This is a genomic window from Mesorhizobium sp. GW821-FHT07A06 (assembly GCF_059419085.1).
The window spans coordinates 920869-946815 of the sequence record NZ_JBWKRC010000001.1; the positions used below are offsets into that span (position 1 = coordinate 920869).

18 protein-coding genes are annotated in these 25947 nt (G+C 60.5%); 6 read left to right on the plus strand and 12 right to left on the minus strand.

Annotated elements, in window-relative coordinates:
• Positions 1-393: 393 nt before the first annotated feature.
• Positions 394-846: a pyridoxamine 5'-phosphate oxidase family protein gene (locus tag AC07SZ_RS04700; RefSeq protein ID WP_056562084.1), complete on the minus strand. Its 453-nt coding sequence runs from the start codon at positions 844-846 to the stop codon at positions 394-396.
• Between the two features lie 818 nt (positions 847-1664).
• On the opposite strand from AC07SZ_RS04700, the gene AC07SZ_RS04705 reads away from it, so the two are divergent.
• Together AC07SZ_RS04705 and AC07SZ_RS04710 are read left to right on the plus strand one after the other, a co-directional pair.
• Positions 1665-2582, plus strand: a complete 918-nt coding sequence (locus tag AC07SZ_RS04705; protein WP_494913447.1) for a hypothetical protein — start codon at positions 1665-1667, stop codon at positions 2580-2582.
• Between the two features lie 1047 nt (positions 2583-3629).
• Positions 3630-3860 carry a hypothetical protein gene (locus tag AC07SZ_RS04710; protein ID WP_494913448.1) on the plus strand — a complete coding sequence of 77 codons (231 nt, stop codon included), beginning with the start codon at positions 3630-3632 and terminating at the stop codon, positions 3858-3860.
• A 394-nt stretch (positions 3861-4254) separates the two neighbouring features.
• Here the strand turns inward: AC07SZ_RS04710 and AC07SZ_RS04715 are convergent, their stop codons facing one another.
• The 6 genes from AC07SZ_RS04715 to AC07SZ_RS04740 form a co-directional block, all read right to left on the minus strand.
• Positions 4255-4779: a hypothetical protein gene (locus AC07SZ_RS04715; protein WP_494913450.1), complete on the minus strand. Its 525-nt coding sequence runs from the start codon at positions 4777-4779 to the stop codon at positions 4255-4257.
• Between the two features lie 161 nt (positions 4780-4940).
• Entirely contained in the window at positions 4941-6116 is a 1176-nt protein-coding gene (locus AC07SZ_RS04720; RefSeq protein WP_494913451.1) for a hypothetical protein, read from the minus strand.
• A 77-nt stretch (positions 6117-6193) separates the two neighbouring features.
• Complete coding sequence (locus AC07SZ_RS04725; protein WP_494913453.1) at positions 6194-8212, minus strand: TniQ family protein; 2019 nt, start codon at positions 8210-8212, stop codon at positions 6194-6196.
• 2 nt (positions 8213-8214) lie between these two features.
• Complete coding sequence (locus AC07SZ_RS04730; RefSeq protein ID WP_494913455.1) at positions 8215-9291, minus strand: ATP-binding protein; 1077 nt, start codon at positions 9289-9291, stop codon at positions 8215-8217.
• Complete coding sequence (locus AC07SZ_RS04735) at positions 9288-11534, minus strand: TnsB C-terminal domain-containing protein (RefSeq protein WP_494913639.1); 2247 nt, start codon at positions 11532-11534, stop codon at positions 9288-9290. Before AC07SZ_RS04735 ends, AC07SZ_RS04730 begins: the two co-directional genes overlap by 4 nt.
• A 66-nt stretch (positions 11535-11600) precedes the next feature.
• Positions 11601-12119 (minus strand): PDDEXK family nuclease, encoded by a 519-nt coding sequence (locus AC07SZ_RS04740; RefSeq protein WP_494913457.1) that lies wholly within the window; start codon positions 12117-12119, stop codon positions 11601-11603.
• Positions 12120-12967: 848 nt separating this feature from the next.
• Between AC07SZ_RS04740 and AC07SZ_RS04745 the strand changes: the two genes are divergently transcribed.
• A complete protein-coding gene (locus AC07SZ_RS04745; RefSeq protein WP_494913458.1) occupies positions 12968-13858 on the plus strand; it encodes a hypothetical protein in 891 nt (296 codons plus the stop codon).
• Between the two features lie 922 nt (positions 13859-14780).
• Here AC07SZ_RS04745 and AC07SZ_RS04750 read toward each other — a convergent pair.
• The 5 genes from AC07SZ_RS04750 to AC07SZ_RS04770 all read right to left on the minus strand — a co-directional run bounded on the left by AC07SZ_RS04750 (position 14781) and on the right by AC07SZ_RS04770 (position 19739).
• A complete protein-coding gene (locus tag AC07SZ_RS04750; RefSeq protein ID WP_494913459.1) occupies positions 14781-14969 on the minus strand; it encodes a DUF1289 domain-containing protein in 189 nt (62 codons plus the stop codon).
• A 3-nt stretch (positions 14970-14972) separates the two neighbouring features.
• A complete protein-coding gene (locus tag AC07SZ_RS04755) occupies positions 14973-16985 on the minus strand; it encodes a heavy metal translocating P-type ATPase (protein WP_494913461.1) in 2013 nt (670 codons plus the stop codon).
• A 17-nt stretch (positions 16986-17002) separates the two neighbouring features.
• On the minus strand, positions 17003-17278 hold the full coding sequence (locus tag AC07SZ_RS04760; RefSeq protein WP_494913462.1) for a metal/formaldehyde-sensitive transcriptional repressor: 276 nt from the start codon (positions 17276-17278) through the stop codon (positions 17003-17005).
• A gap of 377 nt (positions 17279-17655) precedes the next feature.
• Positions 17656-19047 carry an ATP-binding protein gene (locus tag AC07SZ_RS04765; RefSeq protein ID WP_494913463.1) on the minus strand — a complete coding sequence of 464 codons (1392 nt, stop codon included), beginning with the start codon at positions 19045-19047 and terminating at the stop codon, positions 17656-17658.
• Positions 19044-19739: a response regulator gene (locus AC07SZ_RS04770; protein WP_494913465.1), complete on the minus strand. Its 696-nt coding sequence runs from the start codon at positions 19737-19739 to the stop codon at positions 19044-19046. The genes AC07SZ_RS04765 and AC07SZ_RS04770 overlap by 4 nt, the downstream gene beginning before the upstream one ends.
• Positions 19740-20492: 753 nt before the next feature.
• Here AC07SZ_RS04770 and AC07SZ_RS04775 point away from each other — a divergent pair.
• The 3 genes from AC07SZ_RS04775 to AC07SZ_RS04785 all read left to right on the plus strand — a co-directional run bounded on the left by AC07SZ_RS04775 (position 20493) and on the right by AC07SZ_RS04785 (position 25936).
• Positions 20493-21548, plus strand: coding sequence for an efflux RND transporter periplasmic adaptor subunit (locus AC07SZ_RS04775; RefSeq protein ID WP_494913466.1), 1056 nt, complete (start codon positions 20493-20495; stop codon positions 21546-21548).
• An 18-nt stretch (positions 21549-21566) separates the two neighbouring features.
• On the plus strand, positions 21567-24692 hold the full coding sequence (locus tag AC07SZ_RS04780) for an efflux RND transporter permease subunit (RefSeq protein WP_494913467.1): 3126 nt from the start codon (positions 21567-21569) through the stop codon (positions 24690-24692).
• A gap of 194 nt (positions 24693-24886) precedes the next feature.
• Positions 24887-25936 (plus strand): S1 family serine peptidase, encoded by a 1050-nt coding sequence (locus tag AC07SZ_RS04785; RefSeq protein ID WP_494913468.1) that lies wholly within the window; start codon positions 24887-24889, stop codon positions 25934-25936.
• Positions 25937-25947: the final 11 nt, after the last annotated feature.

Below are 25947 nucleotides of genomic sequence, written 5' to 3' on the forward strand. Positions count from 1 at the left end.
CTGCAATCCGGGGGGATCAGGGTGGAGCTGGAACTCAAATTTCTACTGATCGGATTTGCCGGCGTGGTCGCTGGCAGTCTGTCGCTCATCACCTTCGTGAAGTGGCGAGAGGTGCGACTCCGCCTGGGCGAAAGAACTGAACGCGCTGGCCAACCCCGACGAGGTTCCAGAACCGCCCTGTGGCGACTGGGGCGAAATGCCTGATGGCATCCAGTATTTCGAGGTGCCGGCGGGTGAGGGGCGGAAAGTGCTGTTGTCCGGGTGGGGCAGGACGGGCCGCTGTTTGATGAGCAGACGTTGCGGGCGTTGCCGGCGAATTGAATGACCTTTCCAGCCAAGGGGGAGGTTGCGAAAACGCCGTCATCATAACCGACCTTGATCGACAGCAGGCGCTCAAAAGGTCACGAGATCCGTGTGGCCGAAACCTTTCGAGTAGTCGAGCACGGAGATGACGGAAGGCACCACACGGAAAATACGCACCTGCTCCGGCGTCGGCATCGCGAATGGCATCGAGGCTTGTGGCGGATATTTCATCGGCATCATCCTCAAAACCTTCTCGGCCTCGGCCCTGTCCGTGACCGGCTGTGCCCGTGCCGCCATGGAAAGGCCAGTGATCTCCATCACCTGAGGCGCGTCGTGATCGATGGTCAGCGACACGCGATCGTCCCGCGCCAGATTCGCCGCCTTCTGGCTGTCGAGCCCGCAAAGAAAGTAGAGGGAAAGGCCGTCATTGACGTAACCCACGGTGGTCGCCTGGGGCCAGCCGTCCGGCCTCAGTGTTGCGACCGTCATGATGCGGTGCTGATCAAGGAGCGTCTGAATCTTGTCTCTGCTCTCTGCGTCCATCGCTCGTCTCCAAGGCCGTTCCTGACGGTGACGATAGGGAGGCGTGGATCGCCTGGCCTTGACGCACATCAAACGTATGGAGGAAAGACGCCGCTCTGCCCGGCGGACTGAGCCTCGCCTTATGCCACCCGGCGTCAAGCGCTACACGTTCAGCCCCGACGCCGCCTACGCGAAAGAACTGAAAGCACTTGCCGACCCCAACGAGGTTCCCGAGCCGCGCTACGGCGCCTGTAGCGAAATGCCTGACGGCATCCAATATTTCGAGGTGTCGGCGGGTGAGGGGCGGAAGGTGCTGTTTGTCCGGGTGGGCAGGGCGAGCCGTTGTTTGACGAGCAGACATTGCGGGTGGAGTAGGCGGGAGAATAGAGGCGCACGGCTAGCGCCAACTGACCCCCAAAATAAATCGGCCCGATCTTTTAATCGGGCCGATTATGTTGAGCTTTTTTTTGGTGCGCCACGCAAAGTTGTGTACCTGACCCCTTCGGATCTAATTGAAATTGCAGGCATATTTTTTAGGAAGATATTCCACACCCAAAGTTGTGTACCTGCCAGACCCAAAGTTGTATACCTGAGTGGGCGCTACAGGTTTTCCTGGGCGGTTTTCGGCCTTCAAGATCAAGTCCGGCGCGTTTCGGCCGGAGAAGTCTATCTCGGGTCGGACGAGGTATTCCTGGGGAACCAAGGCGCCGCCTCCGACACTGTCTATCGATCTGCGCGAGCGCCCAGAGTTAGGAAGACTTGCTCACATGAGAAGCGGTTGACGCCTTGGTAGCCTCACTCGATCCTTTCCAGATGGCATTTCTCTGGATGGGTTTCGGATGTCGCGGTACGTCATAATCAGCACAGGTAAATTACCTTCAGAAGCGGCCTTTGAGGTGGCCCGCGAGGCAGGACTGGTGAAGAACGGCGACTTGCCAGACCCGGCGCGTCAACATGTCCGCGACACGAACAAGCTCTTCGATGCATTCCAGGATGCGGCCAATGCCTTCCTTCAGGACTGGGACACCGGACATCCAGAGGACGGCGCGAGGTCTGTCGACGCGCTAGACCCGCTCTTTAGGCGCCTTGCAGAGTGGGCGGATACCCTGAACCTTCAGTGCTGGGCTTTAGAGCCTGGGCCCTATGACTACAAAGCGATGAAGAAGCATCCATTATGGAAGGATGTCTTCGTCAATCAGGGACGGTTCTCGGCATCGTTTATGAGAATCAATCACGCAGTCAACAGACTCAAGCACCATGGCGGCGAGCTCATGCCGATACGAGTCGAGACGCCGGGCGGCCGAGCCTTTGCGCATTACGCGGTCAGAATACTCAAAGGAGATATCTTTGTTCCCGATCGCCTCAGAGGGACGACGCAGTACGAAAACGGCATCATCTCCCACGAACTCAAAGAGATATTCTTCCTAGTGCACTATCTGTCGAGCCGAATTGCCGAGAAGCTTGCCTCCAAAAATGGATTCCGTCTTCTCGACCTGCCCACATCCCGTCAAAGGGTCGACATGGGGGCAGTAGGAAAACTCTTCGACATCCCGGACTTGTTTTTCGACACCTCCAAACAAGTTTATGGCAACACTTACTATGTCTTGGATGACAAAAGGAGCAGGGTCACGCAGGACCGGAGGCGAGCAGCCGGGCAGGCGCCTTCGTTCCGGGTCAGCTTCACCCACAAATCGGTGGCAAAGGGGGACAAAATCTTCATTCCTTATGCCAACGACCCTCGCAGATACGAATCCTGAGTACGACAGTCGGAGGATGAATCCCGTGATGACCCGACGACTTGTGCACACGGTCAGTGGATACGACGGAGAAGGCTCGATCACATTCGACTTATCCCATTCACCATGATGTTCTGCGGCTCCTAGGCGGGCAGGACGCCCTCTGTTAACCGTATCCTCCTCTGCTTCTTGCGAGATCCTCCGGAGCCGGCTACTCGACTAGGGCAGAACTGTCGGCTCGGCCCTATTGTGAGTTAAGGGGCAGGAGACCAAGGCACATGAATCCTCGCACATTCCATTAGGAATTCTGCAGGTATACAACTTTGGCTTCCAGGTACACAACTTTGAGTGTGGCACCATTTTTTGGTGCGCCACCCAAAGTTCTATACCTGCCCCCTCTGGAAGCCATTGAAATCATTGGTACATTTTTTAGGAAGATATTCCACACCCAAAGTTGTGTACCTGCCAGACCCAAAGTTTTATACCTGAGTGAGCGGTGCAGGTTTTTCTGGGGGCTTTCTGACCTTCAGGGACAGTGCGGTCGCCGTTTCGGTCGAAGGTTATTTCAAGCCGGACGAGGTATTCGAACTCGCACGGCGCTGTCCCGTAGAGCGTACGGCCATCGTGTTCACCCAGTCTTGGGATGATCCAGCCCCCGCGACGGGCCTTGGGTGCTGCAGGTAAGCCGGTCTTCCTAAATCGATTCTGTTTCGCTCCCGCAGGAGCGGGGTGCAGAAGTGTGAAGTCGCACGTGCTCTCCCCATTCTCACGCACCCACGCCTGGATTTCAGGCTCGCAGCTATCAGGGAAGGCGACCTTACCAGGCACCTTGCAATAGGAGGTCCCAGCTAGTCATAGCCGCTTCCTTTGCTCACTTTCCGCCGGGCGCTTAACTTCCGGTCAAGTCCAAATGTCTTACATCCGGGGAAATAGGAATCCAAAATGATGGCACCAAATCAATAGAGTCGATCGAACGCCTACTCAGCAGTCATTTCTGGGCTTGAAATCTGGTGCTCAAGAGATTGCTTCGGCCGGATCTCGGGACTTTTCCTAAGCGAAGCCGACGCTGTGGCCGCCGCCGATTTCTATAGCGCGCAGATCACGGTCACCCAGGGCGACGAACCGAATACAGGACTATGGATATTCCAAGCCGTGTATGTCGTGGCTTATCCGAACGGTACGGTTGTGACGCAGCAACGATTCACGGCCGTCGATCCACAGACCGAGGAAATCATCGAGCAAGTCTATGAGACGTTGCAGGAGCTGACATTCCAATTGATGGGCCGTCCGGCGCCGTGAGGCCTGATTGGATATCTGAACTGCTCCGGAACTGGTCTGCCGGCCTCCTTCGTGACGAAGGCCCTCACGTATGTCGGGTGTTCTTTATTCAGCAGGCTGCCCTTGCCGTGAACCATTTCGTGCAGCCTCGCCGAAGCTAGCCACGACTGCGCCTCCTCAAGGACGCGGACTGCCTCAGGGATTTCCGAGGAACGCATTCTTTCGCCGCTGAACTTAATCATCCTCTCCACGGAATCGGGCATGCCGATTTCCATGAAGAGCTTTATTGTCGGCAGTAGGTCCTGTTCGACGTTCGGAAGGCGGTGGAATTTGGTCATCTCTGTTACCCTGACAGTCTTTTCGATGAATGAATCTTGAGCGCGGAAACCTGCCGGCGCAATCGCGGTTTCAAAGATTAGAACTGCGGCGAGAGCGAACGGCCCTCGGCTATCTCGACCTCGAATTGCCTAAGGAGGGCCTCTTTCCGCTTTTCGTTCGCGACCTTGTCAGCTTTCGGGGCCGCAACAGGACGGCTCAGATCGGCGTCGGCGAAGCTTTGCCCCTTGCTGTAGGGCGATCCCGCCGGGGCGGCCAAGACCCTGTAGACGAGAACCGGAAGGACCGTCTCACCGCAGAGCCGCCTGATGTCCGGAGGCAGGGTAACTTCCACAAGAGTCCGACCGAACATGACGCCATGCCTATCAGCGTTGGGCTCTGGCAGGCGTTGGATGATCACATCCAGTTCGCCGGAAAGCGTGCCGACGATGACGGAGTATTCGTTGTGAGAACCCTTTACATCGAGTTCCCAGATGTTCGGGTTGCCCTCCACCCAATCCGGTCTGCGGCGGAAGTCTACAAGAAAGCCCGGGCCGCGTTTGGTGCCCTGTTCCCCCAATGCCTCCCGTTCTTGCCGGAAGGCTTCCTGCTTTCGGTTTCTCATGTCGGGTCTCCCGCTATCCGGGAGACAGGTTCGGGGGCGCTCTTGCAACAATCAAATGTGGTCGCACGCCAGTGCAGTCCAGGCGCGCCGAAGAAGACAAACATCAAGGTTGCGCAGCATCGCACAGTGGATGCAGCTCGGGACGAGCTGCATCCAGACGCCTAACGTCGTCCGCGGAGGTCTTCCTTTAGCAGGATGCCGATGGGTTTCCCGGTCGCGGTTCCGTCGGATGTCACGAGCATTGCCGTGGGCTTGCTTTTCGACGGGACATTTCGCTCGAAGAACCTAGCGCCGGCCTCCGAAACCGTTGTGCCTGAAGTGACAGCGATGGTCCGATGACGTGACCCCGCGCGCTCGATCATCTGCGTCAACGGCGCGTCCAGATCGACGATGCCTTGATCAGTCCAACTCGCCAGCCACCGCGCGATGTCGGGTTGGCCGAAGAGGGTAATCTCGCCATTCTGCCTCAGGATGCCCAAAGTGTCTGAGTTTGACAGCGGCCCAAGAATTTCCCTGATGGCGACTGATGGATCTGTCGCTTCCAAAACTGGATGCAGCATGCCGTTGATGGATTGGTCACCGGGTGCCTTCCAAGTTCCTGGCATCTGCTTGAAGACACTCTGGAAGGTGGAGAAGTGCTGAAGCCAGGTTTTTGTCGTCGTGCACCGGAGTCCCGTGAGTCTCAGTATCTCAGCATGGATGTCCTGGAGATCGGCGAGCTGGAAGATCGGTTCGTGGTGGGCGACCCGATTCCGAAAGTCCTTAATCCGCATGACACCGCTCCAGATTGAGCGGCGAGTGACCCTGGGATCATTTGAAAAAACGGTATGAACGGTACCATGCCACTGTGATTCAAATTGGGGACCCAGCAGACGAGCCCAGAAATCAAAGGACATGTTCGCGATCACGTCGTTGGTGGTGATGCGCCCGTAAGATGCGATATCCTGCGCGTCTGGGATTGCCCGAAGTTGCGTGACCTCCCGCCGAGGCAGCGTTTTGGAGAGGAGCTGCCGCTTGCTTTTGTTAAGAAGGTCCCGGATTCCGGGGTCGGACTTTTCAAGCCGGTCAATGGTTGGCTGATCGAACGCCCACTCCTCAGGAGCGCCTCCCCGGTGTAGATGCTCGACTACGGCGTTTCTGAGGGTGACCTCGAGAACTTGGAGCGGGTACTGAAATGCCTTTGCTAAGCGGGCATTCCAGAGGTACCACTGCATCGTAAAGTGGAACTTGTGTCCGCTTCGGGTTAGATATTTCCCTAGCCGAGGCTCAGTCAGCGATTTCCGGATCGCGGCCTCTTGGGCGTGGGCATAGTCGAATGCGGATTGACTTTCAGCCATCGGTCCTACATTATCCTTTCAATTGCGTATCCCTGCCGCCTCTGTCCGTCCCTGACGGTTATGCGCTGCGGTGAGCACTAGGAAACCCCCGGACCTGACGTCGCGTCGGCCGGGGGTTCTGCTTTTCTGGAGAGGAGTACAGAATTGGCCCTCCGCACGTCCGCCTTTTCCTTCCTGATCATTTTCAGAACTGCTGCCTTATCGTAGACCCAAGCGTCCGCACTTTGGGCCTCGAAATGCTCGACGGATTGTCTGTCGTAGAAGAACGCGCCGACCGTTTCCGGGAGCAGCGTAGGAACGATTCCGGCGAGCCTAAGAAGGGCACGGACTTGCTTGTGATGCATCAAAGCCTTTTGGCAGAGCTCGCCAAGCGAAACGAAGCGCGCCCTGAACGTCTCCGCGCTCTCCAGTGAAACGACCGGGATCATCCGCCTCGCGTCAGGGCTGAATTCCTCAACCAGCGTCAGGTAGTCCGACGCGATCAACGCGTTCACGACGCGATCATGCGTCCCCGGAAGGAAAGCTTCTGTCTCCTCCTTGGTAAGATTTGTGCGCGTCTCGCGCGAACGCACGATCCGCGTCATCTCGTCGGCGTCCAGCAGCAGTGCCATGTAGTCCATCCTGCCAACAAGCCTGCCTTTCCAGCTCAGCTTCCCCGTGAAGACCATGTCGAGAAGGTCTGGAATGCCGCAGGAGGACGCACGCCGCGCGCCGATAACATTGACCTGGCGCTCGGTTGGCTCTGACACTTCGCAGGCGCCGTCGAAAAGGCGGAGCCGAAGCTCTTCGACTGCTTCTGTTGAAAAACGTCGCTTCGCATTCCTTCGAGAGCCTGTATCTGCCAATGCAGAAAGGTGTCCGCCGGCGACCAACGCCTTCAGGTGCAGGCGGGGAACGCCGAGAAGCTTCTCGACCTGCGGAGCAGTGATCGCATCCTTGAGCTCCGAAACGACACGATGGACCTCGTCGGACGTGACGAGGATGCGATGGTCCATGACCCCGGATCGCTCTCCCGCGCCGTCGACGCCCATCCGTTTGAACAGCCGACGGATGGTGAGGGCATGCACGCCGGAGTCACGGGCCGCGGTGCGAACCGTGTGGACCTTGCGGCCGCCCGCTGGTTCTCCGAGCACGTCGGTCCCAGGTTCGATCGGCATGGTCTCCAGGGCGAACCTACGCACAGCGTCGCGTAGCTTGGCGTAGGCCGGATCGTCCACTGTCTTTTGGAGCAGCCCGTATGCATAGCCGTAAGTGTCCCGCGGACCCCAGAAACCGCGCGTCGAAGACTGCGCGTCGTTGAGCCTTCCGAGAAACGTGCGAAGGGATACCTCACCGGCGCTGGCAATGCGGAATCCTTCATCGGCGGCCGCGGCCCAGTCGGAGGCGATGAACTGCGCGACCTTGACCTTGGGCTCATGCAGCGACGAAACGCCGAGGGCCTCGCAGAATGGCCCCGACACGGACAGCGGGAGGTCGTCAAGCCAATTCTCCTCAGACCGAACTCCGCGCAGCCGATTCTGAAGCCAAGCCTGGAAAGGGGAGGCGCGCGCAGGGATCGCCGCGTCAGCAATCTGGTGAAGGCTCGGAATCAGCCCATGCATCGTGCCGCTGAAATCGAATGGAGCGAAGGGCGTTCGGATGGGGTTCGTCGCGGTAAGAAGGACATTGTGGCGGTCGCAGGACCGAAAATGAGACAGGGTCCATTGAAGCCGGAGCCACGGTCTACTGGACGACGGACCATCATAGTGATCCATGTCTTCCCGTGCGCAGCGGGCACAGAACCGGAAATACGTCCGGTTGACCGCAAGCCGGACGACTGTCTCGTCGGCTACCTCGTAAAATCTGCCGCTCTTGGGAATAGGCGTAAATCTCAACAGGGTTTCCGGGTCTGCCCGACCAAGCGTGGCGATGTCTCGCACTGCCGACGGGACACCCTTGTCGAGGCTCCGCTGATGGATGCTCATGTCGCGGAGGAGATCCTTCAGCGAGCGGCCATTCAGGGCCGCCAGGCGGGACGCGAAGCCCGCCGCCGGTTCCTGAGCCTCGAGCGGATAGGCAAACGCAAGCGGTTCGAGAATCCGCCCGTTCGTTCTCATGATCAGTGGTCCTCGATCATGAATAGGCCGGGCTCCAATCGAATCCAGTCGTCTACGAGGAAGGGGTTCATTTCGTCATGGCCACGGGCCTGGGAATGTTCGATGTAGGCTAGGGCGAAATGATCTCGTGTCAGAATGGCAGCGTTTTGCGGCGCCGCTTGCTCAATTGCGGCAAGGATCACCTGAGCGATGCGTCCGTACCGATACCTGGCCGCATGCGCGATACGGTCCGGGAGGTCGCTTTCCAGCACCTTGCTGGGGTTCAGCCCGGCCGCTTCGCACATAGCGGCCACGACATTGAGGATGAGGATGCGCTCCTCTGGAAGAACAACATCCGGCAGGTGCAAGTGCCGCGCTCGCCGCTCGATCTGCTCGTCAAGCTTCGCGAGGGAGGTGATGCTCGGCATGCCGGACATGATAAAGCTGACAGGCCAGGGCGTGTAGTTCATGACGCCCTTGAGCGCCTTCCTGACGGAGTCCCGCTCCTTGTCGGATTCGGTCAGTTTCAACAGGTGCTGCGTTTCGTCGATATGAATGACAAGAACCTTCCGCAGATGGAGCTGCTCGGGGAGGATGTCCCACACCTCGCCTTGCTCGTACTTGCGGGTGATCTTGTAACCCGCCTTCCGCAGGATATTCAGCCCCAGGAACTTGAGGGTCGAAGGCCCCATCAGCGTAAGGGAAATCACGGGTTCGATGGTGCCATACGACTTCTTGATCGGGGCCAGCGTGAGGTTTTCCTCAAGCATGCGCTCCACCAAGGTGGTTTTTCCCGCGCCGCTTTCGCCGGTGACGAACAGGATGCGGCCGTCGTCTCTCCGATTGTTTTTCTTCGCTAGCATCATCGCGACAAAGCGGGAGAGAGTCTTTTTGGCGACGTCGTCCCGTCCGCAGCGCACGTAAACGCTCTTCGCGCGTTCCAGCATCTCCTTGACGCGTTTGTCCTTCTCGCTCAGTCGGCCCTCGATCGTATCGAGAAAGTCGTCGTCGGACATGGCATCGTCCCAGTCCGTCGGGAGCGTACCGCCGGCACGCTCGTGATCTGCACGGAGCCCCTGATCGGCAAGTTGACGCGTCATTCGTCGTCTCCGTCGTAAAGGTTCATGCTTCCGCCGAACGGCTTCGGCTTTGGTGAGCTTTGTTCGTGGGGCGATTCCGGAGACGGGAGGGCCTTCTGCCCGGCATCGACACGGCGTCGTGTCGAGAGCGCGACGATTGTACCCAAACCGTCGCCCTCGGGTTCCTCGGCCGCATGTTCAACAGACCCAAGTCCTGCCCTGCCGGAGAACGCGATCCGAGCTTCGATCAGATCCAGCGTCTTTTCCGTGATTTCGTGGGTCGCGATGGCGGCCCTCCTGCGGACGTTTTCGGCCAGATCTAGGAAGTGCCGATGGGCATCGATGCGGATCGTTCGCCCTGCTGCCTGCTCGGCTTTAACGAACTCGCGGACCGCCTGCTTCGCCAGGAGCGTTTCAGCGAGCGTCTTCCCGTTGCCTGTGCCATCCACACTGGGAACCGTGAGGAACGCATGGTCTTCGGGGACACCTTTGATCCGCCCCCTGAACTCCTTGGGAATCCGGACGAATACGTAGCCGAGGTCCTCAGGCTCGATGATGACGTCGACCTTCCTCTGACCCAAGAGAGCGAAGAGACGGGCAAGTTCCAGCGAGTTGTATGAAATTCCCAGGAACTCGACGCCGTGCTTGCTGATGCTGCGGTCTTTGCGTCGCAGCCCGAAGGCAATTGCCAGTTGTTGCGCAGCCGGCGCAGGCGGCAGGCCAGCTTTTTCAAGCTCCATCCATTTGCCGTACGGCGTCCGGCCCTCGAGGCCACGATGAGGGCGGAGATGGTAATAGTCGACGATGAACACGATCAGGGTCTTGTAGAATTCTCCGACCGTCAACGCCGCGAGCTGTTCCGCCGAATAGTCTCCCCGTTCGACAACGTTCGCGAACGCTCGTCCAGCGAAGTAGCGGCAAAGACGCTTCATGTAGCGGAAAAAGGCTTCGACCGTGCCGCGCATACGGGGGTCTTGCTCCGGGATCAAACGACCAACGTTGGCACGTGCCGCTGCGTCATCGAATTCGCTGCCGTACGCCGGTCCCCCGTCAGTCGCCACATAGGTGGGGCGGCCATGCATATGCCAAGAAGCTTTTGCTCCCGCCGCAGCCGCTAGTTCGGTCTTGTCGACCATGACCGATCTGAGCGCGGGCTTCGTCGTTGCAGTCGAGGGACTGTTGATGGAGAGGTTGAAGCCTACGATGCATCGGGAAGCGCAGTCGATGGCCGCAGTGAACGCCATCCTGACGCGCGGCACGAGGCTCCGCTGCTTGGGCGTCAGGGCCTTCCAGATCGCGGACCGCTCGATGAGTGTGTGGAGGTCAACTTCCCAGTCGTCCATTTCGACCCGGCCCAACGCCGTGGTGACCAAAAGCCCCTTGCCGACCGGCGTGTATTTCCGAAGAGCGTAGTCACTGTCCTCACGGCCGGCGTCGACCATAAAGGGATCGAGCGCATGAATCCTGCGACGAATGGCGTTGTGGCTGGCGTAGACAGGCTGGTGATCCGGGAACCTCTTGTTGATTTCGTGGAAGGCCAGCTCAACGTTCTCGCAGATGTCCGCCATCTTGGGCTTCAGGATGCTGGCGAATTTTTGGACTTCGACTGCAATCACCTCGGCGGCGCGCGGATCGAGCTGGTTCCGATTTCCGCTGTTCGAATAGCGCGGACGGAAGCTGTTCATGCGGCAGTTCCCCGCTACGAACTGTGCCATCCAATTCTTTAGAGAAGCAGGGCTTGGGTAGTCGAACGCCTTGCGCACCTCTCCAGGGAGCCGTCGGCCGGGCCGCCTCCGTTCCTGGAATGTGTCGAGGTACCAGCGATCCATGCGGTCAGCGCTCTCCTCAATGAAACGCGCGCAGTCGTCGAGAGTGCGGCGAGGCCGCCAACGCCCTTCGACATTTGCCGCGGCGTCCAAGAAACGAACGCACCACTCCTTCTTCCAGGCGACGGTCTTGAGATCCGCTTCCGAAAGATCGCTGAGGTCGGAGTCGTCGAACCGTACCCGCAGGATGCCGAGGGCCTTAGAATAGTAGCCTTCGTCGATGCGAATGCGCTTCGAACGGATCAGGCCGTTGATCTCCTTGTCCGTCTTTACGACGAAGAAGTCCTCGGCGATCAGGTCGCCGGTCACGGGCTGCAGCACGTGCGAGTCCTTGACTTTGCGCTCGACCCTAAAGGACTGACCGTCGATGACGAGCCTGTCGTGGCGGCCAAATAGGTGAGATCTTTCGTAGCTTCCCGCCAACACCGCCGGATTCATCAGTTTCAAGCACGCCCCCATTCTCTTGTTTTCCTTTGCCTTTACTGGGTTCCCGTAAGGATTGAATTAACGGAGTACTTCGCGCGCCGCGATATTGACGAGGAGTGCATTGCTAGCCAGCCGGACGTTTGCCGGAACCTTCAGGAGTCCTTTCTGGACAAGGGTCACGGCGGCGCGTCGCCCGCGGTCGCCCAAGCCTGTTGCCCGGACAATGTGCGAGAGCAGGACGCGCGCGGGAAGCCCTTGCAGCGCGGCGGCCACGAGCGCCTGGCCTTCGAAGTCGAAGTCGGACGCATACGCCAAGATTTCCTTGGCGTTCTCGATCTGCGTCAGCGTCAGGTCCTTCTCGGTCAGGATCCGGAACTCGTCGGCGAACCGGTCGCCCTGCTGTTCAGAGGTGAGCCGGAGCGTTTCTCGGAGGTCGTCATCCACGTCCTGCTCGTACTTGACGGCGTAGGCGATCCTGCTTGATGCCGTTTGCTGCACGAAGTCGAAGTAGTGTTTTCGCTTCTCGCCGTGCTGGATGTACTCCGCTTTCTGCTGTTCGCGGACTTCCACGGTTTGGGGCAGGGTGACGAGGACCATAAGTACGGACTCTTCCAGGCCGCTGTCGAACCGAATGGTCCTGCAACGGAATGGATCGACCACGGCGCCCACCTTGGAGCCGCGCTTCCTTGGTCGCGGAACCCGGTTGGCCACGCTGTCCTCGACATCTACCGCTGGGGCGTTCCGGCCCCAATCACGTGGAGCGGCATCGGTATAGACCAGCCCCCAGACGAGCTGCGGATCTTGGCCACCTGATGGTTGGCGAGCGTGTCAGAACGGAAGTCGAACGCGGTGGCGGACGCCTTCAAAGCTTCGGCGAGCAGGAGGTTGTGGCAGCGCATGTTCGTTTCCCTTTGCGACAACTGCAGCGCATCGCCGACAGGCGATGAAATGCATCGATAGGCCGAGCAGGAGACGGGAAGGTTTCGGACAGCAGGCGGGAACGAAGCCAACCTTTCGGTCGCGGACCCGTTCACGCGTGCCGTCGCGGGTAACCCCCACGTCATCCATCGATCAGGGAAGGGTCGAAAAGCCGGATTTGAATCCCCGGCGGAACATACCGGGGCCTCAGCCCTGAGCTTCGCGGACTTCCCGCACAGCTATCGATATGCACTTCATTGTTATTCTCGTTCGGTCCTCTGTGCCCGGTGTTAGTCGGGGAAGGCCGCATTTACCCGGGAGGTCCTGCGATATAGTGAACAGGACTCGTAAAATTGTTCAGATCTGAAGAATCCGATCGCAGTCCGGTAACCATTTGCCGATGCCAAGGCTGGCAAGACGGCGTCGGCGGAATAAGGATTCAGCCAAAGCTTCGCTAGCCGATGGATCGAAGGCCCTGCGGCGGCGTAGATGCGATTCCTGGAATGAATCTAGATGGGGTTGACGACATGACGCTTTCGGTCACCGCGAACATGCTTCCCAACAACAAAGCAACCAAGCTCACTAATGTTACCTGCGTCTACTGTGGCTGCGAGGAAACCGCCGAGAGCCTGCTCACCGACGAGCACGTGGTTGGTCGCCGGTTCGTGCCCAAGGGCTCCTTTGCAACCGGGTGGTCGTTGATCGTGCGTTCCTGCACAGGCTGCAACGGCGAGAAGGCTGACCTTGAGGACGAGATTTCGGCAATTACGTTGCTTCCCGATCTTGGCACAGTGCACGAAAGAACGGACTTGGCAGAGATCGCCGCAAGAAAAGCGGCCAAATCGCGAAGTCGGCGAACGAAGAAGATGATCGGGGACAGCTACGAAGAGAGCAGGATTGAGGGCAAGCTGATGTCAGTCGCCGACGTCAGTTTCGGCTTCGTGGCTCCGCCCCAACTCGTTCCTGAGCGCGTACGTCGATTAGCTTGGTTTCATATCCAAGGCTTCTTTTATTTGATCACCTATGACGAGGCGAAACAGGCGGGAAGTTTTCTCCCAGGCGAGTACCGCTGGGTAAACGATGCTCGGCGCCCCGACTGGGGCAACCCGCTTCAGCGCAGCTTCGCCGACCTCACCGCAGGCTGGAATACGCGAGTCGAAGGCGAGGGGGCAGACGGGTACTTTAAGATCGCTATCCGCCGGGACCCATCTGGCGCCGAGACCTGGTCGTTTGCCTTGGAGTGGAACCGATGCCTGCGGAGCATCGGCTTCTTCGGAGATATTGATGCAGCCCAACGTCACGTCGATGGGCTGCATCCGCTTCAGTTCAAACGAATCGATGCAACTCGAAGAATGCGCCTGGAGACAGCGCTTGAAGAGAGTGAAGATCACTTATTCAAAAGAAATATTGTCGAATAGCGAGCGTGGTTTGGATAAGCTTGATCTGGATTTCATGAGCTTGTTGGTGATCGCGCGGCTCCGCGAGAACATTGTCTGCCTGACGCCAAGAATCCGATCTTCACCGTCAGATTTCCGCCGAATCCATGGCCTTGCGCGCAGCTGGCGCGCTGGCCTGCATAGGACAGGCTGAGCATCGCGGCGGGCCGATGGAGAGATCAAGCCCGATCATGGGCCAGCAGAATCTGGCCATCCCAAGGGGGTTGGAAGAGGATCGCGTCGGGTCACAGGCGGCCGGCGTCGAGAGACGCAGCAAGAAGGTGGCGGAGTCCGTTCGCGTCGGGCTGCGCTTGCGATCGTGTGAAGAGCGAGAAGCGATAACCCAGCTGTTCCTTGACAACGGACCCGATCCAGATTTTCGTCAGATGGCCGTTTCGCAGATCAATGTCGCTCGCCCACATGCGAAGTGCGAACTGGACCCGCCAAATTCGCCATGCGGATGGGAAGCGCGAGGCTCGGTAAGCGCCCGCGCTCCATGTAGGGCGATGTCGGAAGGTCCATCGGACCAGGCGCGGCGTGAACCAAGCGAGAGCGCCGGCCAAGCGGCATTTGCAAGCCCAATTTCGGGACCGTGATCATCGGCCACACGAACATTGGGAACAAGCGCAAGGCGAAGATCGGTCAGAATCTCGGCACCGTGCGTACGGAGGACCGCGCCTCGGACTTTGGTGGCGCTGGACGAAAGCTTCGTGGCGAAGATAGGGTCACCCTCGATGAAACCGTATTTTCGGTGCGGCACCGCAAGACTCTCATTTGACATATCTGAACGCCGGCAGAAGGACAACCGAGCGGCCGCTTCCCACCTCATCCATGCCAAGAGTGACCTCGGTGCCCGCCCATTTGCTGCGTATCGTTCTCGCCATCGCCATGATCGCGTGAGCCGTTAGAGGGCCGTCTTGCGTGCGGCCAATTTGTCTTCGCGCCGACGGCGTTCAGCGAGAATCTGTCGGCGTCTGTGGTCGGTGAATTTCCGCCATTGTCGGATTTCGACCGTCGTGCGGAAGCACCCGACACACAGGTCGGCCTTGCGGTCGAATTTGCAGATATCGAGACAAGGCGATTCCAGAGCCACGGCTTATGCCTTCGTGGGTTCGGGTTTGAGTTCGGGCGCCACCGCGACCGTCTTTTCGGGCGTCGGCAAGAGGCGGGCCGAGTTGAGGATGAACACCAGTTCCGAGACGACATGGATGCCAGCGGCGAGCAACGGATTGAGGAATCCGAAAGCGGCAAGCGCGATGCCTAGCGCATCGACGCCGATGGTGCCTGCGAAGTTCTGCCAAATGATGCCTCGCGTTCGTCTGGCGACCTTGAGCGTTTCGACGAAGCGCGCAAGGTCGTTGCCAAGCAGGACGACGTCTGCGCTCTCCTGCGCCACGTCGGTACCCGAGCCCATGGCGACGCCAACGCTGGCTTCAGCAAGCGCCGGTGCGTCATTCACGCCATCGCCCACCATGGCAACGATGCGCTTTTGCGCCACCAGCGCCTGGATGCGGGTGAGCTTGTCCTCTGGCAGCAGTTCCGCCTCGATCTCCTTGATGCCTAGCGCTCCGCCGACGGCGGCTGCGATAGGGCGTGCGTCTCCTGTAAGCAGGACGGTTTTGATACCCATCCGGTGCAAAGCATCAATCGCGCGCTTGGCTTCAGGCCGGACGGTGTCAGCCACCGCAATCGAGCCAAGCAGCCGTCCGTCGCGGGCGGCAAAAACCTCGGAACCGCCCGCAACGTTCTGGCCGGAGGCCGGTACCCCGATCCCGTTGTCCGTCATCCAGGCCCGGTTGCCGACGAGGATAGCGCTTCCGCCCACGTAGGTCGCGATGCCACGGCCCGGTGTGTAGGCGAAACTTGTCGGCTCGACAATCTCGCGTCCCTGGCTGCGGGCGTAGGCAACGATCGCTTTGCCGAGCGGATGCTCGGAGCGAAGCTCTGCCGCCGCGGCGGCGCCGAGAAGTTCATCGTCGGTCGTGCCGGGAGAAGGCACGACCTGCTGTACCTCCGGGCGGCCGAAGGTCAGCGTGCCGGTCTTGTCTAGCACGACGGTATCGACCTTGCCCAAGGTCTCGAGGTGCACGCCGCCTTTGACGATAGCGCCCAGGCGCGCGGATCGGCCGATGCCCCCGAGAATGGCAAGTGGCGTGCCCGCGGCAATGCCGCAGGCGCCAGCGACGATGATGACCGAGATCGTTGAGTAGATGTCGCGTGTGATCAGGAATGTCAGGACGGCGGCGCCGAGCGCGAAATAGACGAGGTAGCCGGCCAGGCGGTCGGCGAGACGCTGCACCGGGGCGCGTGATTTCTCGGCCCGTTCGACCGCCTCGATGATCTTGCCGTAGCTCGTGTCACGGCCGATCCGCTCTGCGGCGACCTCCAATGCGCCGGACTGGTTGATGGAGCCGGCGAAGACTTGGGTGCCCGCCGTCTTCTCGACTGGCATGGATTCGCCAGTGATGCGGGACTCGTCGACGAAGGAATGACCGGATAGCACCGCCCCGTCGACCGGGATTCTTCCGCCGGGCGCCACAAGTATGGCGTCGCCAACCGACAGTTCCTCCGCAGGGACGGACCGGATCGAGCCGGATCGGCGGACCGAGACCTCGCGCGGCAGGAATTCGAGCAGGTCGCTGATCGCCTTGCGGCCACGGCCGACGGTCAATCCTTCCAGCACCTCGGCCACAAGAACGAACAAGGTGATGACCAGCGCCGTGAAGAACTCGCCGATAGCGGCCGCCGCAGCGATGGCGATCGTCATCGACAGCTCCATGGTCATGCGGCGCTCGACGACGTTCTCGAAGGCCTCCTTGAGGATCGGCCAGCCGCCGATCAGAAGGCCGGCGACGCCGATGATGCTGACCGCCGGGAACGGCTCCCAGATGCGGAACCACACTGCGGCCGCCGCAACCGCGACAAGGGCGATACGTGCGGCCTCCGTCCATTCAAAGGGGTGGTCGTGGTCATGCCCGTGTTCATGGTCTTCGTGGTCATGCTCATGGGGATCATGATCGTGATGAGCAGGCGCGGGGGCTGGGGCGACGGTGCGAGCTTCTGCATTGTCGGCCAGCGTCCGGCGATGGGTGGCGTCCTGGGTAGCCATGACGGCGAACTCCGTTGTTACTTAAGGTAGGCGCGCACGACATCGATGAGTTCGGCGGCGCCTTCATTGCGTTCCTCCTGCGCCAGGTCGCCGTCAGCGACGTGCAGCAGGATGTGATCCTCGACCACTTCGGCCATCAGGCCGTTGATGGCGCCGCGCACGCCGGCGATCAGTTGCAGCACGTCGGCGCAGCCCTTTTCGTCTTCGAGTGCCCGCTCGACGGCCTCCATCTGCCCGCGGATGCGGCGCACGCGGTTGATGAGCTTCGTTTTCTTCCGGGTCGTGTGCGACATACGGGTCTCCTCTCTACAATCAGCGTAATATAGGGGGGTATACTATATAGATCAAGTGCGACCCAACCGTTGCGCGACGCATGAGGCGCTCGTCCATGCTTCTGAATCGATTTCAGTTGATCCCGTCGACGGCCGTCACAAGAACGAGCTGCGAGCTGCTGATTCCCACTGCCCCGCTATCGACGATGTTCAGGTCCGCCCAGTTGAGCACCGCGACCATCCCGGTGGAATAGGCAGACGTTGGCTCGCTGCGATCGGCGCCGTGACGGCGAAGAGAAAAGACGCCGTCATCATCGAGGCTCCTGCAAGATGTTCGTAAACCTGCCCGCATCCCACTCTGTCGAGAGAGCCGACACGCGCGGCGATCACGATCCCAGTCATAGGACCACCGATTGCAGCCCGGCTGCTCCCACTGGGTCGTTGAAGCGCAACTGGGCCAGCAACCCCTTGCCGTCCGGACCGCTGTCCAGCACCAAGCGCGCGCCATGCCGTTCGGCGATGCGCTGGACGATCGACAACCCCAAGCCGCTGCCCGGGATATTTTGGTTGCTGCCGCGGTAGAACCGTTCCAGCACGTGCGCCCGTTCGGCCTCCGGAATGCCAGGGCCATTGTCGCATACTTCGAGCACGACTTCATTTCCTTTCCGTCGCACGGCGACGTCAACCGTGCCATAAGCCGAGGTATAGCGGATCGCGTTGTCGACCAGGTTGTTAAGCAGAATGCGCAGCATTTCCGTGCCACCCAGGACCACGACCTTGTCCTGCGTGACGAGGCCGAGGTCTATATGTTTGGCTTCAGCCAGCCGGATCTGGTCCAAGATCACCGACTTGCACAGAGCCGAAAGCTCGACCGACTGCGACGCGGCGGCTTGCTCTTGTGGTTCGAGCCGGGCCAGCGTCAGCAATTGCTGCGCCAGATGGGTGAGCCGGGTAACGCCGGCTTCCAACTGCGCTAGCGCCTCCTGGCGTTCTTCTTCAGCGTCGGCACTTTGCGCCAACTGCGTCTGTATCCTAAGTGCCATCATCGGCGTGCGCAGCTCGTGCGCGGCGTCGGCGATGAAGTCCTTTTGCATTGTAAATGCCCGATTCAGCCGCCGTAGCAAGTCGTTGAGGCCGTCCACCAGCGGCTTGACCTCGTTCGGCAGCACGTCATGAGCGATAGGCGCCAAGCTTTCGGCGTCGCGCCGCGACAACTCGCCGGCGATCCGGCGCAGCGGTTTCAGCCCGCGGCCGATGCCGAACCAAAGAAACAATGCTACCACTGGCAGCAGCGACAGCACTGGCCAGAAGAGATGTACCGACAGTCCGGCTAGCTCCTCCCAGCGTGCGTCCTGCGCCTGCCCGACGCGGATCAGCCGATCACCACGCTGGTCGACGAAGGTATGCCAAGTCTGGCCATTGAACGAGACATCGCTCAGCCCGGACCGCCCCGGCGGCGGCAGTGACAGCGTTGCGTCGGTGGTGAAATCCAGCTTGCCACCACGCCATACCTCCAGCAGCACCTCGTCGGCTTTTTCCTCGTCGAGTTGTTCACTGTGCTTGCCGTCATTGACCAACGACACGCGGACGCCATTGGCCACGTCGACGTGCTCGGCAATATAGCGCATCTGGTCGTTGAGAAGGTCGCCCAGCTCGAGAAAGGCTCCCCAGTAGGTGCCAACGCTCGCCAAGATCCCGGCAAGGAAAGTCACCGGCAGCATCCACAACAGCAAGCGCCGCCGCAGCGAGCCCATGAACCACAGGCGCAAGCGGCGATACCGCATGCTCATGCGTCCTCCCCTATACGATAGCCGACGCCACGCACGGTGCGGATCACTTCGGCGCCAAGTTTCTTACGCAGGTTGTAGATGTGTACCTCGATCGCGTTGCTGCCGACGTCCTTGTCCCAGCCGTACAAACGGTCCTCCAGCTGCTCGCGCGAGAGCACCGCGCCTGGTTCGCGCATCAACACATGGAGCAATCCAAATTCCTTGGCCGACACGCTGGTCGGCTCATCGCGCAACCACAAAAGATGGCGCGCTACGTCGAGCCGCAGTGGGCCGGCACGCAGTTCGATCTGAGCGCGGCCTGCCTGACGACGGCTGACGGCGTGAATGCGCGCTATCAGTTCTTCGAGCGCGAACGGCTTGACAAGATAGTCGTCCGCGCCGCTGTCCAGCCCGCTCACTCGATCCGCCAGTGCGTCCCGCGCAGTGATGATGATGGCTGGCAGCGTCTCATCGCGCAGACGCAATGCCTTCAGAACGTTCATCCCGTTCTGCTGGGGCAGGCCGAGATCGAGCAGCAGCAGCGCGTAGGGAGTGGTTTCCAGTGCGAGCAGGGCCGAGTTACCGTCCTGTACCCAATCCACCGTAAATCCTTTCTTGCGCAGCCCCTGCTGAAGGCCGCTGCCGATCATTGGATCGTCTTCCGCTAGTAGCAAGCGCACGTATTTTTCCGCCTGTTGATTGACCACTTGCATCAGGGCCGAACCAGTGCTCGGGGCTATTCTAGTCCTTATTTTCCGACATCGCGATTTTCGGACATCGCGCCCGTTTGCCCATCGATCTTGACCTTAATGTGCCGTTCACCATGCACGATGGCGCCTTTCTACTCCCGCAGATTATCCTCGGCAGTCAGCTTGATCGACGCGGTCTTACCGCCAGCACCAGCCTATGCTTGGCCCCATGGAGGCATATTGTGCGATCCAAGATGAAGTCTGGCTGAAAAAATGACCCAGCTGGCCAATCATCATCGGGGCAGGGCGCCTGCGAGGACTTTTCAGGTGGGCTTAAGCAAGCCTTTGATAAACCTGTATCCGGATCGCTGGAACAGCCTGTTCTCAATCTTCGAGAGGTCAACATTTGGAAGCCCTGAACCAATCGCTTTTTCCGCTGGTCAAAACCAGTGCGCATCCGCCGGCCCTGCAAAGCACCCTCCCAGTCGGCTGATTGACGGCATTCCGCAGATCTTTGACCCGGCTGCGGCTGTATAGGAGCAGCACCAAGCGAGGTGCGGCGGGATCGCCATGTTGTTTAATTGCAACGAGGTTGAGGGCTGTGGGCCGGCCGACCGCCAGGTGCCGCTGCGGGTCAACACTCCGTCCGTGCCGACGCGGCAACTGAAACTCGACGCGAGCGTCTAGGAACAGCAGGCGATCGGCCAACTCGAAACCATCCGGGGCCGCTAGATGGCGTCGCGCCGCCCACCCATCTAACAAGAAAGTTACCCAAGCATGAGCACATTCCGTAAACCGCTGCTCTTCGCGCTCGCGTCGGCCGGCGTCACCGCACTGGCGATCTGGGGCCTCCCATACCAGTCGGCGCAGAGCGCGGCGTCGCCGGCTGCTGCCCCGGCCAGCCGAGCCAGCAGGGAAGGCGGGCAGACCATCGTTACGCTGGACGAGGCGACGCAGAAGCTCAGCGGGATCGAGAGCGACGTCCTGACAGCGACGAACCAGCAGGCCGAACACTTGGCTTACGGCAGCGTGCTCGATCTGCAGCTCTTGATCGACCTGCGTGCGCGCTACCTCACCGCGGCCGCCGATGTCGCCAGCGCGCAGGCGGCCGTCGACGCCTCGGGCCAGGATGCCGAACGTAACCGTGTGCTGTTTCAAGACCACATGAGCGTGTCGCAGAAGACCATGCAGGCGGCGAAGGCGGCCTGGTCGGCCGACCAGGCCAAGTTGCAGGCGGCCCAGGCCAACGTGCAAGCAGTACGTGCGAGCGCACTGCAGCAGTTCGGTGCGCCGCTGGCCTCGCTGATCGCTGGCACGGATACGGCGCTCACCGTGCTCCTGGAGCGGCAAGACATGGTGCTGCGGATGGCATTGCCGATCGATAGCGGAACCACGGCACCCGAGCAAATAGCGTTCAGTGGCGGCGCATATGGTCGGATCGCCGCCAGCCTGGTCTCGGCGTCACCGCAAAGCGATCCGATCGCGGAAGGCCCAACCTTTTTGTACCGCGCACCTGCCAGCCTGCCAGTTGGCAGCAAGGTGATCGCCTACCTGCCGTCTGGTCAGCAGACGGCCTTGGGAGTGGTCATCCCCGAGCCGGCGGTCTTATGGTTCGGCGGCCAGCCGTGGGCCTATGTACGGCAGGGCAAGGACCAGTTCGTGCGCCGCCTTGTGTCCGACAAGTCGCCTCACGATGGTGGCTACTTTGTCGACGCCGGCTTCAAGCCCGGCGAACGGGTGGTGACGCGCGGCGCGCAACTGTTGCTGTCAGAGGAGCAGCGCCCACCGATCAGCTCGGCGGCCGCCTGCAAAGACCCCGAGTGTGACGACTAACCGGACCCGGGCCCTATCATGTTGAACTCCACCATTCGCTTTGCCATTCGCTTCCGCGGCGTGGTAATCGCGCTGGCCTGCCTGTTGGCCGGCTACGGTATCTATACATTGACGCAGGCGCGCCAGGATGTTTTTCCCGAGTTCGCGCCGCCGTTAGCTGTGGTCCAAACCGAAGCGCCCGGTCTCACCTCGGAACAAGTCGAGGCGCTGGTCACCCAGCCGATAGAGAACGCAATGGGTGGCACGCTCGGCCTCGCCAGCATGCGCTCCAAGTCGCTGCAGGGGCTATCGATGGTGACGCTCACCTTCCAGGATGGCGCCGATATCTATAGGGCCCGGCAACTGGCGGCCGAACGGCTCAATGCGCTGAGTGGGGCGTTGCCGCACGGCGTCAAACCGCCAGCGCTCCTGCCGCTGACGTCTTCGACCAACGTGACCCTGGTTGCGGGCCTGACTTCCGATCGCCTTTCGCTGCTAGAGCTGCGGACGCTGGCGGACTGGACCGTCAAGCCGCAGTTGCTGCGTGTGCCTGGCGTCGCCGACGTGATCGTGTTCGGCGGCGACGTCAAGCAGTTCCAGATCCAGGCCGACCCAAACAAGCTGGTGCAGCACGGCGTGGCGCTGCAGGATCTGCTGAATGTAGCGCAGCGCGCGACAGGGGTACGTGGCGCCGGCTATGTAGAGAACGCCAACCAGCGCATCGTGCTAAGCACAGAAGGCCAGGCGCTGACGCCGGAGCAGCTGTCGCAGGTGGTGCTGCGCTACCAGAACGGCGTCGCGCTGCGATTAGCCGACGTCGCCAACGTGGCGATCGGAGCGGCGCCGGCAGTCGGCGCAGCGTCGATCGACGGCAAGCCGGCGGTTTCGCTGATGGTGGAAAGCCAGTACGGCGCAGACATGATGTCGGTGTCGCGCCGGGTCGAACAGACACTGAGCGCGCTTCAGCCGGCGCTGGCCGCCCAACAGGTGACACTGCATTCTGATATCTTCCGGCCGGCTGGTTTCATCGAGACTGCCATCGGCCATCTTCGCACCGCGCTGGTCCTTGGCGGCGTCTTGGTGGTCGGCGTGCTGTTTCTGTTCCTGTTCAACGTACGCACCGCGCTCATCTCGGCCACGGCTATCCCGCTGTCATTGCTGACCACGGTGATCGTGCTCTCTCACTTTGGGGTCAGCCTCAATACGATGACGCTCGGCGGGCTGGCGATCGCGCTCGGCGAGGTGGTGGACGACGCGGTTGTCGACGTCGAGAACATATTCCGCCGCCTACGCCAGAACCAACAACTGGCCAAACCGCTACCTCCGGCGCAGGTGGTGCTGAGCGCCTCGCTTGAGGTTCGCAGCGCTGTGGTCTACGCGACGCTGATCGTAGCCTTGGTGTTCTTGCCAGTGCTGTCGCTCTCGGGTGTCGCCGGCAAGCTTTTCGCGCCACTAGGCCTCTCGTATATCCTGGCAATCCTGGCCTCGTTGCTAGTGGCGTTGACGGTGACTCCGGCGCTCGCATTCATGCTGCTGACGGGCAAGCCGCTAAAGGAGGAAGAACCGAAGCTGGTGCAGGCGCTGAAGGCGCGCTATCTCGCTTTGCTATCGTCCATCGAGTCGCACTACCGAACCATCATTTGGACGATTGGGGTGCTGTGCGTCGGCGCGCTCGGCGCGCTGCCGTTCTTCGGCGGCAATTTCATCCCGGAGCTCAAGGAAGGCCACTACCTGGTGCATATGGCGCTCGCGCCTGGCTCGTCGCTGGCCGAGTCGATGCGAATAGGCAACCAAGTGACCGCCGCGCTGCACCAGATTCCGGGCATCCGCCTGGTGGCCCAGCGTGCTGGCCGAGCCAGCGAGGTGGTCGATCCCACCGGCGTCAACATCAGTGAGTTCGAGGTCGACCTGAAGCCGCTGTCGCCGGGCGAGCACCGGCGTACGCTGTTCGACATCCAGCAGACGCTGGCCAGCTTCCCCGGACTGATCACTTCGGTCAACACGTTCCTGGCTGAGCGCATTGACGAGAGCATCTCCGGCGTGACCGCGCCGGTAGTGATCAATGTGTTCGGCCCGGACCTCGACGTGATTGACAGCAAGGCGGCCGAAATCGCCCAGTTGGTCGGCCAGATTCCGGGCGCGATCGGCGTCCGTGTCGAATCCGCGCAGCACGTGCCTCAGCTGACGATGCGGCTGAAGCCAGAGCAGCTGACCCGCTGGGGCTTTACCCCGGTCGACGTGCTGGAGGCGATCCAGACTGCGTACGAGGGCGTGGCTGCCAGCCAGGTCTACGTGGGCAACCAGGTGTATGACGTCAACGTGTCGTTGGCGCCGGCGGCGCACCGGGATCTGGCGGCGATCGGCTCGTTGTTGCTGCGCAGCCCGGCAGGCGTGACGGTGCCGCTTAGCCAGCTGGCCGACATCAGCCAGACCACCAGCCGATATCAAATCCTGCACACCGATGGTCAACGTCTGCAAACGGTGACGTCGGCGGTGCGCGGCCGCGCGGTGAGTGACTTCGTCAACGAAGCCCAGCAGCGCATCGACAAGGAAGTCAGCCTGCCTAAAGGCACCTATTTGCTGTTTGCCGGCGAGGAACAGGCGCGCGCACAGTCGCAGCAGGATCTGCTGATCTATACCGTGGCAGCCAATGTCGGCATCGTGCTGCTGTTGTTCCTGGCGCTGAAGAGCGTGCGGGCACTGCTCCTTGTGCTGGTCAACCTGCCGTTCGCGCTGGTCGGTGGGGTGCTTATGGTACTGACGAGCGGCGGCGACCTGTCGCTCGGTTCGCTGGTCGGCTTCATCACTCTGTTCGGCATCACGCTGCGCAACTCGATCATGTTGATCTCTCACTACGAGCACCTGGTGAACAGGGAAGGGATGGTGTGGGGGCCAGATGCCGCGCGCAAGGGCGCAGCCGAAAGGCTGGTGCCGATCCTGATGACGGCGGTAGTTACCGCCCTCGGCCTACTACCGCTGGCCTGGGCCAGTGGCGCGGCCGGCAACGAGATCGAGGGGCCAATGGCGATCGTGATCCTCGGCGGGCTGGTGACCTCGACCGTGCTGAACTTGCTGGTGCTGCCAACAATGGCTTTGCACTTCGGCCGCTTCCGCAAGCGGGTGGAAGAGTTTCCGCTCGGGGCTGCGGAAGTCGTGATGGGGTGACACGGTCACCAACTCGTACGGGTCACTCCGGCTGGGAAGGGAAGTGAACAATAGGCATCGGTCAGTTGGTTTCACATCAAAGAGTTCACTTCGCGGTTTCTCGACGTGGCTGCTCCGTGCGCCCCGATGGAAGCGCGCCGACGGCCACCGTCGTGCGGAGAAAGTCGAGATTGGAGTAGTTCGGACTTGAAGTGATGGAGCAACGCAACACAACATTGATGCGGCATCTGGGGTTCGGCTTCCTGGCGACCGCCCTGTTGGTGGCATTGGTCGCGTCGGCTCGGCCACAGACCCGGGCAGGCTCGCGCGCCGCTTCACTGCGCCTCAACAAGCAGCAATATGCAGGACAGTTGCTACCTGCCAATTTCATCCTTCAAAGCCATGACGAGCTTTCGAGCGGTGACTTTCGAAAGAGATTTGTCACCTTCAATTTGACCAACGCACGGCATGCCGGGTTCTCGGCCAAGGAATTCAACACGATTGTTTCGTCCGGAGTTCGTGTCTCCTGCGAGAAATATGGCGACCAGAGTCATTATCGAGGCGGGGCCGGCTGGTTTATCGGCAGCAAGAGCTGTCTCGTCGCTAACGCTCATGTCGTCATAGATGAGAAGGATCGAATCCTTCTCCATGAAAAAGCGAAAAGTGGCAGCAGCACCTGTTTCTTCACCACGTTCCCCGAACTGAGCTCAACGCCACCTGTATTGGCACACCATCCGATCAATCCTCTCGAGACCTCCTACAGCCTGGGCCAGCGATCTTCGGCAAAAACCTCCATTGCTGATGATCGGGCCGTGTTCCAGCCTGTAGACCGTCCCAAGGGCATGAAATACCTCGACCCGGATCTCGATCACCCGGATCTGGCCGAAGGCTCCCAGCTGTACATGATAACGGTAAAGCCGCCGATGGACTTCGGGATCGAGGCTGCCGGGCCCATAATCATGGAAAAGATTACGGTAAAGATGATGCTCCATCCGGGGGATGGTTTGAGCGTTATTTTTACGGACGGGGACAATTTCCCTGGGACATCCGGTTCGATCATTGTTCGGCATAACGCGCAAGGCAGGCTGGTTGCCGCAGGGCTGCATGTCGCTGGACGTGGTCCGAATCCGGGGGAGCCGCCGAAGGAATGGAGCCTGGAGAATACTACTGCGGACATCGTCACCGACGGGTCGTTCTTTGCGGCACCAATCTCGTTGGAAGCATTTCCGGATGGCTGTGGATTGACGCGATCCTCAGCCAATTGAACGCGGACACC

Bases quoted from the DNA above. Each gene is read 5' to 3' on its own strand.
- AC07SZ_RS04700 (WP_056562084.1), bottom strand. From the start codon at position 846: ATGGACGCAGAGAGCAGAGACAAGATTCAGACGCTCCTTGATCAGCAC.
- AC07SZ_RS04705 (WP_494913447.1), top strand. From the start codon at position 1,665: ATGTCGCGGTACGTCATAATCAGCACAGGTAAATTACCTTCAGAAGCG.
- AC07SZ_RS04715 (WP_494913450.1), bottom strand. From the start codon at position 4,779: ATGAGAAACCGAAAGCAGGAAGCCTTCCGGCAAGAACGGGAGGCATTG.
- AC07SZ_RS04720 (WP_494913451.1), bottom strand. From the start codon at position 6,116: ATGGCTGAAAGTCAATCCGCATTCGACTATGCCCACGCCCAAGAGGCC.
- AC07SZ_RS04725 (WP_494913453.1), bottom strand. From the start codon at position 8,212: ATGAGAACGAACGGGCGGATTCTCGAACCGCTTGCGTTTGCCTATCCG.
- AC07SZ_RS04730 (WP_494913455.1), bottom strand. From the start codon at position 9,291: ATGACGCGTCAACTTGCCGATCAGGGGCTCCGTGCAGATCACGAGCGT.
- AC07SZ_RS04735 (WP_494913639.1), bottom strand. From the start codon at position 11,534: ATGAATCCGGCGGTGTTGGCGGGAAGCTACGAAAGATCTCACCTATTT.
- AC07SZ_RS04740 (WP_494913457.1), bottom strand. From the start codon at position 12,119: ATGGTCCTCGTCACCCTGCCCCAAACCGTGGAAGTCCGCGAACAGCAG.
- AC07SZ_RS04745 (WP_494913458.1), top strand. From the start codon at position 12,968: ATGACGCTTTCGGTCACCGCGAACATGCTTCCCAACAACAAAGCAACC.
- AC07SZ_RS04755 (WP_494913461.1), bottom strand. From the start codon at position 16,985: ATGGCTACCCAGGACGCCACCCATCGCCGGACGCTGGCCGACAATGCA.
- AC07SZ_RS04760 (WP_494913462.1), bottom strand. From the start codon at position 17,278: ATGTCGCACACGACCCGGAAGAAAACGAAGCTCATCAACCGCGTGCGC.
- AC07SZ_RS04765 (WP_494913463.1), bottom strand. From the start codon at position 19,047: ATGAGCATGCGGTATCGCCGCTTGCGCCTGTGGTTCATGGGCTCGCTG.
- AC07SZ_RS04770 (WP_494913465.1), bottom strand. From the start codon at position 19,739: ATGCAAGTGGTCAATCAACAGGCGGAAAAATACGTGCGCTTGCTACTA.
- AC07SZ_RS04775 (WP_494913466.1), top strand. From the start codon at position 20,493: ATGAGCACATTCCGTAAACCGCTGCTCTTCGCGCTCGCGTCGGCCGGC.
- AC07SZ_RS04780 (WP_494913467.1), top strand. From the start codon at position 21,567: ATGTTGAACTCCACCATTCGCTTTGCCATTCGCTTCCGCGGCGTGGTA.
- AC07SZ_RS04785 (WP_494913468.1), top strand. From the start codon at position 24,887: ATGGAGCAACGCAACACAACATTGATGCGGCATCTGGGGTTCGGCTTC.